14 protein-coding genes and 1 pseudogene are annotated in these 16,225 nt (G+C 70.0%); 11 read left to right on the forward strand and 4 right to left on the reverse strand.

Annotated features, from left to right (window positions below; genetic code table 11):
• Positions 1-218 precede the first annotated feature (218 nt).
• Positions 219-1,244: an alcohol dehydrogenase gene (locus tag HJD23_RS01075; protein ID WP_171110234.1), complete on the reverse strand. Its 1,026-nt coding sequence runs from the start codon at positions 1,242-1,244 to the stop codon at positions 219-221.
• A gap of 683 nt (positions 1,245-1,927) precedes the next feature.
• Here HJD23_RS01075 and HJD23_RS01080 point away from each other — a divergent pair.
• The 5 genes from HJD23_RS01080 to HJD23_RS01100 all read left to right on the forward strand — a co-directional run bounded on the left by HJD23_RS01080 (position 1,928) and on the right by HJD23_RS01100 (position 8,510).
• A complete protein-coding gene (locus HJD23_RS01080; protein WP_171110235.1) occupies positions 1,928-2,302 on the forward strand; it encodes a hypothetical protein in 375 nt (124 codons plus the stop codon).
• The gene (locus HJD23_RS01085) at positions 2,244-3,038 is read left to right on the forward strand and encodes a class I SAM-dependent methyltransferase (protein ID WP_171110236.1); all 795 of its coding nucleotides are present in this window, start codon (positions 2,244-2,246) and stop codon (positions 3,036-3,038) included. The genes HJD23_RS01080 and HJD23_RS01085 overlap by 59 nt, the downstream gene beginning before the upstream one ends.
• 551 nt (positions 3,039-3,589) lie before the next feature.
• Positions 3,590-5,842, forward strand: coding sequence for a transglycosylase domain-containing protein (locus tag HJD23_RS01090; RefSeq protein WP_240980961.1), 2,253 nt, complete (start codon positions 3,590-3,592; stop codon positions 5,840-5,842).
• A gap of 58 nt (positions 5,843-5,900) precedes the next feature.
• Entirely contained in the window at positions 5,901-7,187 is a 1,287-nt protein-coding gene (locus HJD23_RS01095; protein ID WP_171110237.1) for a hypothetical protein, read from the forward strand.
• Between the two features lie 165 nt (positions 7,188-7,352).
• Positions 7,353-8,510 carry an amidase domain-containing protein gene (locus tag HJD23_RS01100; RefSeq protein WP_197973390.1) on the forward strand — a complete coding sequence of 386 codons (1,158 nt, stop codon included), beginning with the start codon at positions 7,353-7,355 and terminating at the stop codon, positions 8,508-8,510.
• A 70-nt stretch (positions 8,511-8,580) separates the two neighbouring features.
• Here HJD23_RS01100 and HJD23_RS01105 read toward each other — a convergent pair.
• A pseudogene (locus HJD23_RS01105) lies at positions 8,581-9,314 on the reverse strand (VOC family protein).
• A 209-nt stretch (positions 9,315-9,523) separates the two neighbouring features.
• Between HJD23_RS01105 and HJD23_RS01110 the strand changes: the two are divergent.
• Positions 9,524-10,507, forward strand: coding sequence for an alpha/beta hydrolase (locus HJD23_RS01110; RefSeq protein WP_171110239.1), 984 nt, complete (start codon positions 9,524-9,526; stop codon positions 10,505-10,507).
• 99 nt (positions 10,508-10,606) lie between these two features.
• On the opposite strand, the gene HJD23_RS01115 is transcribed toward HJD23_RS01110, so the two are convergent.
• A complete protein-coding gene (locus HJD23_RS01115; protein ID WP_171110240.1) occupies positions 10,607-11,407 on the reverse strand; it encodes a matrixin family metalloprotease in 801 nt (266 codons plus the stop codon).
• Positions 11,408-11,699: 292 nt separating this feature from the next.
• On the opposite strand from HJD23_RS01115, the gene HJD23_RS01120 reads away from it, so the two are divergent.
• From HJD23_RS01120 to HJD23_RS01140, 5 genes are all read left to right on the forward strand, one after another.
• The gene (locus HJD23_RS01120; protein WP_171110241.1) at positions 11,700-12,590 is read left to right on the forward strand and encodes an SDR family oxidoreductase; all 891 of its coding nucleotides are present in this window, start codon (positions 11,700-11,702) and stop codon (positions 12,588-12,590) included.
• Positions 12,591-12,617: 27 nt separating this feature from the next.
• Complete coding sequence (locus HJD23_RS01125) at positions 12,618-12,839, forward strand: hypothetical protein (protein ID WP_171107097.1); 222 nt, start codon at positions 12,618-12,620, stop codon at positions 12,837-12,839.
• Between the two features lie 48 nt (positions 12,840-12,887).
• On the forward strand, positions 12,888-13,307 hold the full coding sequence (locus HJD23_RS01130) for a DUF2267 domain-containing protein (RefSeq protein WP_171110242.1): 420 nt from the start codon (positions 12,888-12,890) through the stop codon (positions 13,305-13,307).
• A gap of 92 nt (positions 13,308-13,399) precedes the next feature.
• Positions 13,400-14,419 (forward strand): sigma-70 family RNA polymerase sigma factor, encoded by a 1,020-nt coding sequence (locus HJD23_RS01135; protein ID WP_171110243.1) that lies wholly within the window; start codon positions 13,400-13,402, stop codon positions 14,417-14,419.
• A gap of 72 nt (positions 14,420-14,491) precedes the next feature.
• Positions 14,492-15,916 (forward strand): hypothetical protein, encoded by a 1,425-nt coding sequence (locus tag HJD23_RS01140; protein ID WP_171110244.1) that lies wholly within the window; start codon positions 14,492-14,494, stop codon positions 15,914-15,916.
• Between the two features lie 87 nt (positions 15,917-16,003).
• Here HJD23_RS01140 and HJD23_RS01145 read toward each other — a convergent pair whose 3' ends face one another.
• Entirely contained in the window at positions 16,004-16,150 is a 147-nt protein-coding gene (locus HJD23_RS01145; protein WP_171110245.1) for a hypothetical protein, read from the reverse strand.
• Between the last annotated feature and the right edge of the window lie 75 nt (positions 16,151-16,225).

A 16,225-nucleotide genomic window follows, 5' to 3' on the forward strand; every position in this document is an offset into this window, starting at 1 on the left:
GGCTCAGACGCGGTGATGAGCGCACGTCTGGGGTGGGCTTTGAAGTGCGTTGCCGTCTTCAGCCGGGACAGGCCGTCCTCGGTGATCGTGACGACTCGGGCTCGGCGGTCGGTCGCCGAAGACTCGACGGTGACCAGGCCGTCGCGCGCCAGCGGCTTGAGGTTGGACGCCAGGCTGTTGCACGCGGCTGTAGGGTCCGGCAGGCCGCCAGGCACAGGTCAGCCAGTGGTGAGCACCATACGGAAGCGTGCGGTGCCGGAAAGCATCTTCTGATAGGCCGCGTTGGCCTCGCTCAATGGCATGAGCTCCACCATGGGGCGGATTCCGTGCAGAGCGCTGAACGCCATGGTGTCCTGCACGTCCTGTGCGGTACCGGACGGGTGGCCGCGCACGGTCCTGCCCCGCATGATCAGCTGAACCGGGCTGATTCCCATGGGGTCGGGAGACGCTCCGATGACCACGAGTTCGCCTCGGTGCGCCAGGCCGTCGGCCGTCGCCGCGATGGCGTCGGAGTTGCCGGCGGTGGCCAGCACCACCTTGGCCCCTCCCAGGGACTGCAGGGATTCCGCGACCGAGGTTGATTCCGTGCTGTCGATGTAGTGATGAGCGCCGAGCTGCTTCGCGAAGTCGGCCTTCTCGGGTCCCCGGGCGATGGCCACCGTCTCGAAGCCCATGGCAACCGCGTACCGCACACCAAGGTGGCCAAGACCGCCGATGCCCAGTACGGCTACCAGATCGCCGGGCCGGGCGGCGCTGCGCCGCAGTCCGTTGTAGGTCGTGACACCCGCACAGGCCATAGGTCCCGCGTCGGTCGCCGACAGGGCGTCGGGAATCCTGGCCAGGGCGTCGATGGGCGCGATCATTGCCTCGGCGAAGCCCCCGTCGTAAGCCCAACCGGGAACCTTGAGGTTGTCGCAGACGATGAAGTCGCCCTGCCTGCACGGAGTGCAGTAACGACAGCTGCCACCGAACCAGCCCACTGTGACCCGGTCCCCCACGCTCCAGTGGCTGTCCTGGGCTCCTTCGCCGAGTTCCTCGATCCGCCCAGCGACTTCGTGACCCGGAACCAGCGGGAAACGTACGCCGGGCATACCGCCGCTCACGAAGAAGTCGTCACTGTGACAGATGCCGCAAGCCTCAACGGCCAGCCTTACGTGGCCGGGGCCCGGACGGGGGACCTCACGTTCGACGATCTCGAAGGATCCGCTCGCGGCGGCCACCTGCGCGGCTCGATAGGTATCCATGTGTCTCTCCGTGATCAGGAGCGGCGACCCTCAAGGCAGCGGACGACTGCGGGTCAACCGCGCGCTGAAAGTCGAGGGGAAGGCGCGGGCCTCTGCGCCGGGCCGGGGCTACGGCCGTCGCGCCGGGCGCTCGGATGTGGCGCACGCGCTCATCGCCTGGCGGTCAGCGGTCACCTCCTCTCGCGGGCGGTCGGACGCGAGAGCACAAACAAGCACATCCATCCCACCACCGCCCGGTCGGCCCGGCAACAGGTGCCACCCGCACCTCGGGCGTGACGAGGAGTCGAACGTCGAGCTGTCGATCTGTCGAGCTATCGAGCTGTCGACCTTCTGGCCAGGCCGCCCGCCCGCTGCCGTACGACGGCCAACCGCGCAACGGCCTCGTGGACGCCGATCGGCACGGCGGCCTGCTCGGCAGGTCTGCCATCCAGGCGGCAGCTGCGAGTCCGGCGAGGACGGGCTCGTCCGAGGCCCATCGGCGGCTGCCGTGGCGGGCCGGGAGTCCGCCGGTACCGGACGCGTCCGGCGGAACGGGTTTCGGTGTGGGCGCGCCGGTGCGATCAGCCCCTCTGCCTCCACCAGACCCTCTCCCTTGAACGCGACTCGATGTGCACCGACCGGCCGAGCCAAGGCGGCGACGCCCCAAAGGCTCGACGTTCAAGAGGGAATACGGCTTCGGAGAGGTGGGTTCTCCGCTGGTCGGCGCGTCCGCCGCCATGGGCGCCGTTGCATCGGTCATCGCCGGTCCCGTGCTGGGGGCGGTCCCTACCCCGTCGGCCTCCTTGATCCTCGCCCTCGCCCTCCTGGCGGCGGCAGCTGCGTTCACCACCAAGCTCCTCGGCACGTACCTCGGGCTGCACATCGCCGGTCCGCTGATCACGCTCACGCTGTGGTCGACCGTCGCCGCCGCGGACATGGGCCCCCGCTGGAATCCGCACCGCGTGGCCGCGAGCAGCGCCGCGGCGGGCGGCGACCAGCGCCCGGCGGGACAATGGGCGTATGGCACAGCACCTCTCGCGCTACGGCGAGCGGGTGTTCCGGCCGGAGGACAGGGGTGAGGACAGCCGGATCGACCTGGGGGCGCTCGCGTACGACGCCGTGACGATGGACCGGCTGCGGCAGCTGGGCGTCGGCCCGGGGTGGCGCTGTCTCGACGTGGGGGCCGGTACGGGGAGCGTGGCCCGGCGGCTGCTGCGGGAGGCGGGGGTGGCGGAGGTCGTGGCGGCGGACCGGGACGTCCGGTTCCTGACCGCTGAGCCGGTTCAGGGGCTGACGCCGTACGAGTCGGATGTCACGTCCGAGGACTTCGCGCCGGGTCGCTTCGACCTGGTGCACGCGCGCTTCCTGCTGATGCACCTGCCCGATCGGGGTCGGGTGATCCACCGGCTGGCGGGTCTGCTGACGCCGGGCGGGATCCTGGTCGTCAGCGACGCGGTGGACCTGACCACCGCGTACGCCCCGGACGGCCCGTACGCGGCCGCGATGCGGGCCATGTGGCAGGGACTGCGGGACACGATCGGCACGGACGTCACGTGGGTTCCGCGCTGTCCGCAACTGCTTCAGGCCGCCGGGCTGGAGTCCGTCGCCGCGGAGATCCATGTGCCGCCCCTGGTGCCCGGCAGTCCCCTCAGCCGGTTCTGGGCGGTGACGTGGCAGCGGGCGCGGGAGGCGATGGTGGCGACGGGTCTGGTGGACGACGCCGGCGTGGACGAGGCCGTCCGCTGCCTCGACTCCCCCGCGTTCACGGGGCTGTCCCCCGGCATGCTGACGGCGTGGGGCCGCGCGCCGGACTGACGGCCGGCTACGGCCTGGACGGGAAGGCTGCAGGACCTGACTGTCGAGCACCTCCACTTCCGTCATCCGCCGCGCAGAAATGGCCGCTCGGCGAAATCGAGCCACGACGTCATCGCTCGGTCTTATCAACTCGACGGCACACCGGAAAAGCTGACCGCCTACCACGACAGCCGAGGGCACCGATACACCCATATACACCCCATACACGCACACCGCGCGTGGCTCCCTGTCGAGCTTCCGTGACGCCCGACGGTGCCGTTCCCGCCCGCGGATTCCGTCGCTTCGGATGTGACGCTTTCGGCCCGGTTCTATGTGGAGACTTTGCGAAGAACGCTGGTAATTTGAGAGCGCCGCGATGCCCCGCGTGGGACGGGGAGGGGGAGTCAGGGTTTGCGGCCGCTGCTGCGGCACCATCATCAAACCTCGTACGTCTGTACGGTCTGCCTGCGCGAGCAACACGGAGTGCGGAGGGAGGCACAAGGGTGGCCCAGGGAGGGCAGGGGGGACGCCATCAGGGTGGCGAGGAGGTGCCTCCGGAGCCGGACGTCACCATGCAGTTGAAGGTCCCGGCGCAGCCGAAAGCGGCCGCGGACGAGACCATGCAACTGCGCATACCCGAGGGCGGCATACCCGCCGGGTTCGATATATCCGCCGATTCGGGCAACTCCGGTACATCCGAGCAGTCTGACACCGCATCCGGTATATCCGAGGAATCTGACACCGCGTCCGACATATCCCGCACATCCCGCAACCCCTCCCGGCGCCGCCGCAAAGCCCCCCGCCCCTCCCCCGCCGCCCGCCTCACCGCGGCCCTCGGCCCCCGGCTGGCCCTCGTGCTCGGCCCTCTCGCCGCCCGCCTCGGCCCCTACGTCCGCCGGATGCGCCCGCAGTATCCGCGACCCGGCCGCACCGGATGGCGCCGCTGGGTCCCCTCCTGGCGGCAGACCGTCGGTGGCTTCCTCGCCTCCCTCGGGTCGAGCACCCTTTTCCTGGTCGTCGCCTACGCCGCCACCGACATCCCGGACAACCTCAACACCTACGCCACCCAGCAGGACAACGTGTACTTCTGGGCCGACGGCACCCCGATGGCCCGCACCGGCTGGGTGCAGCGGCAGGCGATGCCACTGGAGGACGTACCCGAGGACGTCCGCTGGGCGGTGCTCGCCGCCGAGAACGCGAGCTTCTACAGCGATCCCGGCGTCTCCTTCACGGGCATCACCCGCGCCCTGTTCCGCACCCTCGGCGCGGGCGACACCCAGGGCGGCTCGACCATCACCCAGCAGTACGTCAAGAACGTCTACCTGAACCAGGACCAGACGCTCAGCCGCAAGTTCACCGAGGCGATGATCGCGCTCAAGCTCGACAACAAGATGAGCAAGGACGAGATCCTGGAGAGCTATCTCAACACCAGCTGGTTCGGCCGCGGCACCTACGGCATCCAGCGCGCCGCCCAGGCCTACTACGGCAAGGACGTCAGCGAGCTGAACGTCAGCGAGGCCGCCTTCCTCGCCTCCCTGCTCAAGGGCGCCGGCCTGTACGACCCCACGCTCAGCCAGGCGAATCACGAGCGGGCCGTGGAGCGCTGGTCGTGGATCCTCGACCGGATGGTCGCGATCGGCAAGCTGTCGCCGCAGGAGCGCGCCAAGTACCGGACGTTCCCCGCGCCGCTGAAGAGCAATCCGCTGTACGACACCGGCGAGCAGAGCGACTACCTGGTGGAACTCGCCGCCCAGTACACCAAGAAGACCGCGCGCATCTCCGACAAGGAATTCGACCTCGGCGGCTACCAGATCTACACGACCTTCGACAAGAAGCGCGAGGCCCAGCTCACCGACGCCGTCACCAAGGCCCGCGAGCAGGCCAAGAAGGACAACCCGAAGGCCGCCAAGGCCGCCCATTTCGGCGCCGCCTCCATCGCCACCGACGGCCGGATCCTCGCCGTCTACGGCGGCCCCGACCACCGTACGCAGGGCTACAACGAGTCCAACGCGACCACCGTGCCCGCCGGTTCGGCGTTCCTGCCGTTCGTCTACGCCGCCGGACTGGAGCACGGCGTACGCAAGACCCGCGACGGCGACCGCACGCCAGTGACCGGGGAGACCCTCTACAACGGCGACGACGGCGTGCCCGTCACCACGCCCGAGGGCCCGTACTGGGACCGCAGCGGCCGCAAGGTCGCCGCACGCAACGACGACGGCAAGTCCTACGGGCAGATCTCCCTGCACCAGGCGCTCGCCCTGTCCGTGAACACCCCGTTCATGCAGCTCGGCATGGACACCGGCCTGGACAAGGTGCGCGCCACCGCCGAGGCCGCCGGGCTGCTGTCCTCCAGCATCGGCGCCCAGGTGCCCACCCTGTCCACCGGCAGCTCCACACCCAGCGCCATCCGCATGGCCAGCGGCTACGCCACCTTCGCCGCCGACGGCATGCACACCGAGCCCTACTCGGTGCGGCGCATCACGCACAACGGTCACAAGGTCGCCCTCGACGCGCCGCCCACCCGCCGCGCGATGGGCGCCGACACCGCCCGCGAGGTCCAGTCCGCCCTCACCGACGCCTTCCTGGCCGCCCACCCCGACGCCGCGCCCGCCGGCGCGGAGGTCGCCGGGAAGGTGGGCACGACCGAGGACGACACGGCCGCCTGGTACGTCGGCACCGCCAAGAAGGTGGCCACCGCGGTCGTCGTCTACCGCATCGATCTGAACAAGAGCCTCGAACCCCTGCCGCTCCAGGGACTGGGCGGCACGGGAACCGACAGCGTCCCGTACGGCATCTGGTCACGTGCCATGAGTCCGCTCGGCTGATCACGGGCGCTGAACCGGCACCGTCCCAGACCCTGTTCCCGAGAGATTGAGCCGCAAGATGAAACAGCCGTCGGGCCGCCGCCGCAAGGCCCGCGTACCCCGCCACCCCGCGACCCGTCCGGGATTCCTCACCCTGGCGGCGTTCCTCGTCGTCACCTCCCTCGTCGCCGGCTACCTGGTGCTCTCCCGCACCGACAGCACCGCCTCGACCGGGTCCGCCAAGGACCGCTCAGGGCAGCAGCCGTCCTCGCGGGCGACCGAGGAGGAGGAGTGGGACGGCAAGACCAAGGTGCTGGGTGACGGCTCGACGTCCTACACCGGCCCGCAGAAGAACCGGTTCAAGCCGGAGCCACTCAAGCCCGGTCAGAAACCGCCCCAGTTCGTCGTCTTCTCCTGGGACGGCGCCCTCCAGGGCGACGACGAGCTCTTCTCCCACTACCGGGAGATGGCCAAGCGGTACAACGCCCACATGACCTTCTTCCTCACGGGCATCTACCTGCTGCCCAAGAGCAAGACCGACCTCTACTCCCCGCCGCAGCACCCCCAGGGCACCGCGGCGATCAGCTTCCCCACCGACGAGCACATACGCACCACTCTGGAACAGCTCGCCGGCGCCTGGGAGGACGGCAACGAGATCGGCACCCACTTCAACGGCCACTTCTGCGGCGAGAAGGGCGGCGGCGACTGGAGCGTCGAGGAGTGGAAGAGCGAGATCGACCAGTTCTACGAGTTCGTGGAGAAGTGGAAGACCAACACCGGCTACACCGACATCGACCCGCTGCCCTTCGACATCAGGAAGGAGGTCACCGGCGGCCGCGCGCCCTGCCTGGAGGGCCAGGAGAACCTGCTGAAGGCGGCCAAGAGCTACGGCTGGCGCTACGACGCCAGCTCCGCCGGCGACTTCCAGATCTGGCCGAGGAAGAAGAACGGCATCTGGGACTTCCCGCTCCAGATGCTCCCGTACGAGGGCGGCAAGTACCAGGGCCTGTCCATGGACTTCAACTTCCTCTACAACCAGTCCGACGGCAAGACCGACGGCGACCCGGCGATGTACCCGCAGTGGCAGCAGGAGACCATCGACACCTACATGGCCGGCTTCAACCGCGTCTACTACGGCAGCCGCGCCCCGATGTTCATCGGCAACCACTTCGAGGAGTGGAACGGCGGCATCTACATGAACGCCGTCGACGAGGTCATCAAGACGGTCTGCACCAAGAAGGACGTCAAGTGCGTGTCCTTCAAGGAGCTCGCCGACTGGATGGACGTCCAGAAGCCGGCCACCCTGCAGCGGCTGCGCACCCTGGACCCGGCGCAGTCCCCGGACTGGTCCACGGTCGTGCAGTGACCGCCCACCGCCCGGCGCGGCGGGCGTCGATGACGGTCCGATAACTCCCGCACGGCTGGGGCCGCAACCCCCTTCACACCAGCCACACAAGGCATGCAAAGATTCCGCTTGCCTCGGCACTGCCTCCGCCGGGGATAGAGGGGAAATTCAGTGAAGTCAAGGAAATTGAGCCGTACGCGGCGTCGCGCGACCATATTCACGGCGGCCGCCGCCTCGGTCGTCGCGGGCGCGGCGCTGCTGCCCAACTGGAGCGCGGGCGCGTCCACCACGGCCGAGCCCAAGGTGGACGCCAAGACCAAGGCCACGTTTCAACGACTGGCCGACGCGGTCTTCACCGACCGCACCAACGCGCTGGTCGACAAGCCGGGCAAGGGCAAGAAGCCTCTGATCGACGGCTTCTCCGGCGACGTCGCGGTGTCCTCCGGGGCCGCCCGCACCGAGGACCGTGCCCTGGATCAGCTCGGCGACCGCAAGGACGGGCTCGCGCGGCTCGGCGAGAAGTACAGCGCGGCGAGCACCTCCGTCACCCTGGACCGCACCAGTGTCAGGGGCCGCAAGGCCGTCGTCGCGGTCACCGAGACCACAACGCTGACGTACAAGAAGGTCCGTGGCGACGAGCCGAGGACGACCGGATTCCAGGCGCACCACCAGCTGACCTTCAAGGCCGACAAGCGCGGCAACTGGCGGCTGACGGACATCCGCGAGACCGACGACGGCTATCTCGCGGTCAACCAGACCGCCAAGCCGAAGGTCGCCGCCACCACCGTCGACAACACCATGCCGTCGTCCCCGCGCGCGGCCATCACCCGGCCCGCGCCGTCCAACCCGAAGAACTTCACCGCGAGCGGCTACGACTACAAGGCGATGGCCGCCTACGCGGAGAAGTACTGGCGCAACTACAACCCCGACTACCCGGACTTCAACGGGCAGGGGGCAGGCGGCGACTGCACCAACTTCGTCAGCCAGTCCCTGAAGGCGGGCGGCTGGAAGCACGTGCCCGGCTATGTGTACGACTACACCCGGTGGTTCGGCAACGCCGACATCCAGTCGCACTCGTTCGTCGGCGTCAACGAGTGGTCGTGGTTCGCGCTGAACTCCAAGCGCGTCACCAGCCTCGCCAACGTCTACCAGATGGACGTCGGCGATGTGCTCCAGATCGACTTCGACAAGGACGGGTCCAAGGACCACACGATGATCGTCACGTACCGCAGCCCGCAGGGCGTGCCGTACCTGACGTACCACTCCACCAACACCTACCGCCGGTCGGTGGCGAGCATCATCGCGTCGTACCCGAACGCCGCGTACTACGCCTACCGCACCTGATCGGCACCGCCCAGTCGGTCACAGCCGCTCCGGCCCCGCCGGGCCGGAGCGGCTGTGACCAGGCTTCGCGTCAGGACGGGGCGAGGACGCAGAACTCGTGACTCTCCGGGTCGGTCAGGCACGTCCACGGGACGTCACGATGTCGAGGTCGGTGGCGCCGAGGGCCCGCAGCCGGGCCACCTCCGCCGCTTTGTCGTCACCGGGGTACGGCAGCAGGTCGAGATGGACGCGGTCCGGCACGGTCTTCACGCCGGGTGTGCGGAGGAACTCGAGGTACGGGCCGACACCCTTGGCGGAGCGCAACACCGCATGGTCGTCGGTCACCTCGTGCAGGGTCCAGTCCATCGCCTCACCCCAGAACCGGGCCATGGCCCGCGGATCCGCGCAGTCGACCACCACCGCGGCGATCGGCCCGGTGTCCCGGTAGATCTCCCGAGGCTCCAGCACGCAGAACTCGTTGCCCTCGGGGTCGGCGAGGACCGTCCAGGGCACTTCGCCCTGGCCCACGTCGGCGGGCGTGGCACCCACCGCCTTCAGCCGCGCGACCAACTCCGCCTGGTGCTCCGCGGAGGTGGTGGCGAGATCGAGGTGCATACGGTTCTTCGTCGTGGTCTTGGGTTCCGGGACGGGAATGACGTCCACGCAGACGGCGACCGGGTCCGGCCAGACGATGCCGCCGGCGGGTCCGACGTAGGTGGCCGCGCCGACACTGTAAGCACTCCAGCCGAGCGCCTCCGCCCAGAACCGGCCGACCGTCGACGTATCAAGAGCCTTGATGTTCACCTGAACAGGTCGCACTGCCATGCCGGCGATCCTAAACGGCCTCGGCCGCGGTGCGGCGCGGCTGCTGTTCGGTCGCCCGCCGTTCCTGCGCCTCGAACAGGCGCGCCGCGTGCTCAGTCGATCGGTGCTCCCAGCTTTTTGCCGAAGCGGCAAGGGGACTCGCGCATGATCGGCGCCCACTGAAGGATCACTGCTGACACCGGCCATCCCTACCGTGCCCGGGAGGATCCATGCCCCACACGATCACCGCCGGCCTCACCCACCGCCTCGTGCCCTCCCCCGCGGGCAGGATCCACCTGGTGGAACAGGGCAGCGGACCGCTGGTCCTGCTCGTCCACGGCTTTCCGGAGTCCTGGTACTCATGGCGTCACCAGCTGCCCGCACTGGCCGCGGCCGGCTATCGCGCGGTCGCCGTCGACGTCCGCGGTTACGGGCGCTCCTCCCGGCCCGAGGCGGTGGACGCGTACCGGATGCTCGACCTGGTGGAGGACAACGCCGCGGTCGTGCACGCTCTGGGCGAGCGGACTGCCGTGATCGTCGGGCACGACTGGGGCGCGGCCATCGCCGCGAACTCGGCGCTGGTCCGCCCCGACGTCTTCCGCGCGGTCGGGCTGCTCAGCGTGCCGTACACCCCGCGCGGTGGGCCGAAGCCCAGTGAGATCTTCGCGGGGATGGGTGGCGATGAGGAGTTCTACATCTCCTACTTCCAGCAGCCCGGCCGCGCCGAGGCGGAGATCGAGCCCGACGTACGTGGCTGGCTCGCGGGCTTCTACGCCGCCCTGTCCGCCGACACCATGCCCGCGCCCGGCGCGCCCGACCCCCACTTCGTCAGCCGGGGCGGGCGCCTGCGCGACCGGTTCCCGGCGGACCGGCTGCCGTCCTGGCTGAGCGAGCGCGACCTCGATGTCTACGCCGAGGAGTTCGAACGGACCGGCATGACAGGGGCGCTGGCCCGCTACCGCTGCATGGACCGCGACTGGGAGGACCTGGCCGACTACGACGGTGCCCCCATCACCCAGCCGTCGCTGTTCGTGGGCGGAGCCCTGGACGCCTCCACCACCTGGCTCGCCGACGCGATCGATGCCTACCCCAGCACGCTGCCCGGCCTGGTCTCCTCGCACATCCTCGACGGCTGCGGTCACTGGCTTCCGCAGGAACGCCCGCAGGAGACCAACCGGCTCCTGACCGACTGGCTCGCCGCCCTGCCGGCCTGACGCACGGACGGGGAACGCCCAGGGCGGGGATTCTCCGCCCTGGGCGCCGGAACAGGTTCGTGCTCTACGGCTGGTTCCGCTGAGCCCGCATCAGGGATGTCACGGGTAGATGCGCGGCAGGAGCGCGAAGTCGTCGGCGTTCGGCACCGTGGTCGACGTCCGCGAGCTGTACATGCAGCTCGACGTGGAGGTGCCGTGGCCGAGCCCGAGCACGTGACCCGCCTCGTGGCAGGCGGTGTTGCGGCGCTGGGCGGCGGTTCCGCCGTAGTAGTCGTTCAGCTGCATCGAGACGCTGCCGTCGATGAAGTACCGGTCGCCGTTGTACCGGTAGTACGTGACGCCGGTCCAGCCGGTGTTGCCGTAGTTGCTGCTGTAGGCGTGCACGCAGTGCCGGCCGCCGCCCGGGCAACCCGCCGTGTACCACCGGTAGTAGGAGTCGATGCCCACCGACTCGTGCCACTTCGGGACCACGGCGGTCATCGGCCAGGCCGAGGAGGTGTGGTCGAGGAAGTACACCTGCGGGTCGGCGTAGCCGTTGTGCGCCCAGCGGACGGGCGAGCATTCGAGCGTGCGGGCCGAGCCGTACGAGCAGGGCAGGGCGAGCGTCGTCACGTCACCCGACGCGGGCGCCTGCACCCCCTGCACGCCCGTGGCCTTGAGCTTCTTGGCCAGGGTGCCGGCCGTGACCCCCGGCGCGGGACGGTACACCGCGACGGACGTGGTGCCGTCGGCGTGCTGCTCGACCGCGTAGACGTTGCCGGTCGCGTCGGCCTGGCCCGCCGCGGGTGCGGCCTTGGGGCTCGGTGTGGCGGCCTGGGCCGGTATCCCCAGGCTCACCGCGAGCACGGTGAGCACCGTCAGTACCCAGCCGTTGGTTCTGCCTTTCAACAGGCGCTTCATGGTGGAGAGTTCTCCCTTGCTCGGTGGTGGTCGTGTGGCGCACTGAGCAGGGAAGGGAAAAGTGAGGTCTGCTGACAGGCGGCGTTCGCCGCCCAGAAGGATCTGTTCCGGCCCCCGAAATTCCCCCGCCCCCGAACCCGGCACGGTCAATGCCGGGCGTGTGCACGACAAGCTAACGGCGTGTCGATGCCATGACAATACGCGCGACCACGCAACGGCTTGCGTTTTCCGAACGGTGCCGGGTGGGAACTCGTGCGCTCGTCCGGACCCGTACGGGACGCAGGAGGCCGACGTGACCGACCCGCAGCACACCCACCAGAACCCGGTGACACAGCACCCGACGCCCGAGTTTCCGGCGCAGGACCAGCCCCACCCGGGCTGGACCGGTCCTATGGACCCACCGCCGGATCACGGTGAGGAGTCCTACCGCGGCGCCGGTCGGCTCACGGACCGCAAGACCGTCATCACGGGCGGGGACTCCGGCATCGGCCGCGCCGTGGCGCTCGCGTTCGCCCGTGAGGGCGCGGACGTGCTGTTCACCCACCTGCAGCAGGAGGAGAACGAAGCGGGTGAGACGGCCCGGCTGGTGGAGGACGCCGGCCGCAAGGCGGTCGCGGTCTCCTGCGACATCCGCGAGGAGGAGAACTGCCGGGCGCTGATCGAGCGGGCGGTCGGCGCGTTCGGTCGTATCGACGTCCTGGTGAACAACGCCGCCTACCAGATGTCCCAGCCGGACGGCATCGAGGCGATCCCGACCGAGCAGTTCGACCGGGTGATGCGCACCAACCTGTACGGGATGTTCTGGCTGACGAAGTTCGCCCTGCCCCACATCCCGGAGGGCGGCAGCATCATCAACTCCACGTCGGTGCAGGCGTACAAACCCAGTCCGCATCTGCTGGACTACGCGATGACCAAGGGCGCGATCGTGACCTTCACCCAGGGGCTGGCCCAGATGCTCGCCAAGCGCGGGATCCGCGTCAACGCGGTCGCCCCGGGGCCGGTGTGGACGCCGCTGATTCCGGCCACGCTGCCCGACACGGTGGAGTTCGGCAAGCAGAGCCCGCTGGGCCGGCCGGCGCAGCCCGCCGAGCTGGCGCCCGCGTACGTCTACCTGGCCTCCCAGGAGGCGAGCTTCATCACGGCGGAGATCCTCAACGCAACCGGCGGCACGCCCCTGCCCTAGCACTGGACGAATTCCGGAGGCACAGCGATGAGTGAGCAGACACCGTCCCAGGCCGAAGGCGAGCGGGACGACGACATGGGCATCGAGGCCCTGCTGCGCGACCCGGGCCGGCGTTCCGCCGACCCACCCCGGACCACTCCTTCCCAGGCGGAGGGAGAGCGCGACGACGAGGAAGAGGAGCGATCGCTGCCCGGCGAGGCGGAGCCGGGAGCCCGTTCCGGAGCCGAGAGTCAGCCCCGAGACCGGTGAGGGGAGGGGTACGCCTCACCGGCAAGGGCACGGAAAGGAACCACGAACATGCGGCACGACGAAATGATCGGCAAAGTGCAGGCGCTGGCTCACCTCCCGGATCGTGGGTCCACCGAGCTCGCGACCCGGTCCGTGCTCCAGACGCTGGCGGAAAGGGTGCCGACCGGTCTCGCCGGCCACATGGCCGCGCAGCTCCCCCGGGATCTGGCGGCCTGCATCCATGACGTGACCGACTCGGCGGCCTCGGAGGGACGGCCGAGCGGTGCGGGAGAGCGGTTCGACCTGACGGCTTTCGCCGGCCGGGTCGCCGTCCGGGCCGGCACCACGGAGGACAGGGCACTGCGGTACTGCGCCGCGGTACTGGAGGTTCTCGACGCCGCTGTCTCACCCGAGGAGATGCGGAAGCTGACCGACGCCCTGCCTGCCGACATCCGCGAACTCCTGCCCGCGGCACGGGCCGACGAGTGATCTGGATCGGTGGACAGGCGCGTGGGTTCGGCCACGACACCTCGGGTACCCGAGGTGTTCGGGACGTACGTGCGAAGAACAGGAGCGCGACGATGGCTCCCGCGACAGGAAGGCGGGTGGCGTCCGCAGAAGAAGGTCGCCGGCTTCCGGCCCGCGCCGGGAGGCGCCTCAATGCTGTTCCCGAACCCGATCAGGAACCGGATCTTCTGGGCCAGTATCTGCGGCAGATCGCGGCGACACCGCTGCTCGACGCGGCTGACGAGGTCCGGCTGGCGCAGCACATCGAGGCCGGTGTACGCGCCATGGAGGAGTTGGAGCAGGCCACGAGCGGCGACCGCGACCTGACGCCCGAGCGGCGGCGCGAGCTGGAGGCTGCCCTGCGCGACGGACAGGCGGCCAAGGACCACATGGTCCGCGCCAACCTCCGCCTCGTGGTGTCGATGGCCAAGCGCCACGCCCATCGCGGGCTGCCCCTGCTCGACGTCATCCAGGAGGGCAACCTGGGACTGATCAGGGCCGTGGAGAAGTTCGACTACACCAAGGGTTTCAAGTTCTCCACCTATGCGACGTGGTGGATCCGCCAGGCCATCGAACGCGGCGTGGCGACGCACGCCCGAGCGGTACGGCTGCCGGTGCACGTCGTGGAGCAGTTGCAGAAGCTCGCCAAGGTCGAGCGCACGCTGCATCTGCGTCTCGACCGGGAGCCGACCGTCGAGGAGGTGGCCCGCGAGGGCGGTGTCGCCGAGGACAAGGTCATCTGGCTGCGCAGGGTCGGACGGCAGGTGGTCAGCCTGGACACCCCCGTGGACGAGACCGGCGACACGGTCGTCGGGGACCTCATCCCCGACACCGACGTCCTGCAGGCCCCGGAGGTCGCCGAGTTCCAGGCACTCGCCGAGGAACTCAGGGAGGCCATGGACACGCTGGCACCGCGCGAGGCGCTGATCCTCAGCCTCCGGTACGGCCTGCACGACGGACGGCCGCGCACGCTGCAGGAGGTCGCCAAGCACGTGGGTCTGACGCGCGAACGCGTCCGTCAACTGGAGAAACAGTCGCTGGCGCAGCTGCGGGAGCAGGAGCCGGGCGAGCGGCTCATGGCGTGGGCAACCTGACGGCCCATCCCTGAGGTAAGGAGCGCGGCCGCAGGGTACTCGCTGTGGATCGAGGCACAGCGGAGGTGGACCGTGCGCCAGCGCCTGCGGACAGCCCGTTGTCTGAGCGACTTCGACTCCTCGGTGGCAGCGGTGCGGGCGGTGGGCCGGTTCCTTCACGGCAAAGATTTCAGAGGGCTCGGCATCGCTCCCGGATCCGCGTTGGCGGCCGACCTGATCGCCCACCTGCCCTCCCCGGCGCGACGACGACTGTTCATACTCGGCGCCCACCTGCAGGGCGCACCGCTCACCCAGGTCCACCGAGTGGGCGGCGAGGACCTGGCGGCCTGGACCACCGACCAGTACGGCCCCGGCCCCTACCCCGCGGCGTTCATCGGGTCCGGCAGCGGGGCCGCCGTCCACCTCGCCGCCGCCCTGCACGCTCCCGTGCTGCCCCAGACGTACCTCGTGCCCGTGCGGGCCCGGCTCGACCCCGACAAGCCGCGCGCGGCCATGGCGGCGGGCCTGCAGTTCGGCCGGCAGATGGTGGCGGCCAATCCCGGGCTCGCCCTGTGCCACATGCACGACCCGAGCCAGGACCGGGCGATGCTCGTGCGCTTCATGTACTTCCGGTTCAAGCGGCTCCGGCTCGGCGCGGTGCTGGAACGATTCCTGGAGCAGCGGCTCGCGCCGGGCGCGACCATCTTCATCGTCGACTGCACCCTCACCTGGCCCATGGCGGTACTGGGCGACCGGCACCGCTTCCAGTTCGGCGCCCTCGGCGGCATGCCGCCCGACGAGTACGCCGGCGGCAGCGACCGCGTCGCCCGGCACCTCGCCGAGCAGGGGTCCGCCGTCCGCCGATGGGACGCCCCGCCACCGGACGAGCGGTATCCGGAAGCGGAATGGGGGTACGACGACAGCCTCACGGTCGACATCACGGCGCTGGCGGCACGCTGCGGCTACCGGGTGCGCCGCATCACCATCGGCGAACCGGAGCACCTCGGCCCGCTCGTCGCCGACCTGTACCGCTGGTGGTACCGCCGACGGGGCCTGCCGGGGGACCGGCTGCTCGTCGAGACGTACAACCAGTGGGAGCCGTACTGGGCCCTGCGGCTCGGCGCCGTCCCGTTCTGGCTGCAGTTCACCACCGAGTCCTCACAGCATCTGCTCGAACGCTGTCTGGAGCGGACCGAGGACCCTTACCGGCACATCCACGTGAACCTCTTCTCCAACGGTCTGCGCTCGGTCGGTCAGGTCCCGGCCGGGCAATGGCGCGAACTCGCCCGGCGGTATGCCGGCGCGGAGGGCGGACTGCTCGGAGTGGACGAGCGGGCCTTTCCCGAGGACATCGGCAGCATGTTGCGCTACCGGCCCGCCCTGGCGTCCCTGCCCGAACGGCATCCGCTGCCGCCCCCGCTGGACCTGGCGGAGCTGGACGAGTTCCTCGCCGAGCAGCGGCACACCGACGCCTGCCGGCTGGTGGGGATCGACACCGTCGGTACGGCCGCGAGCTGACCGGCCACCGGGGCGGCGTACCGCTACGAGAAGGTCCGCACAGGGCATGCCGTGACCTCCTCCGCCCAGGCTCGCAGCACGAGGGGATCACGGCCGCCGCGCACGGCGCTCTCGGCGTGCGTCACGCAGCAGGCGGGCGGCCTGCCGCCCGGCCGATCGCGCCCGGCGGTCGACGGTGGGGCCGTTCAGCACCACCCGCCCGACCAGCTCGGGGGCGTGCGCCGCGAGATCCACGACTGGCCTACAGCCGGTGGAGTGCGCGACCAACGGCGCCGGGCCCCGGCCGGTGGCCCCGCAGCCAGTCGGCAA

It is taken from the genome of Streptomyces sp. Z423-1, from assembly GCF_013009255.1.
Classification (GTDB): Bacteria; Actinomycetota; Actinomycetes; order Streptomycetales; family Streptomycetaceae; genus Streptomyces; species Streptomyces gossypiisoli.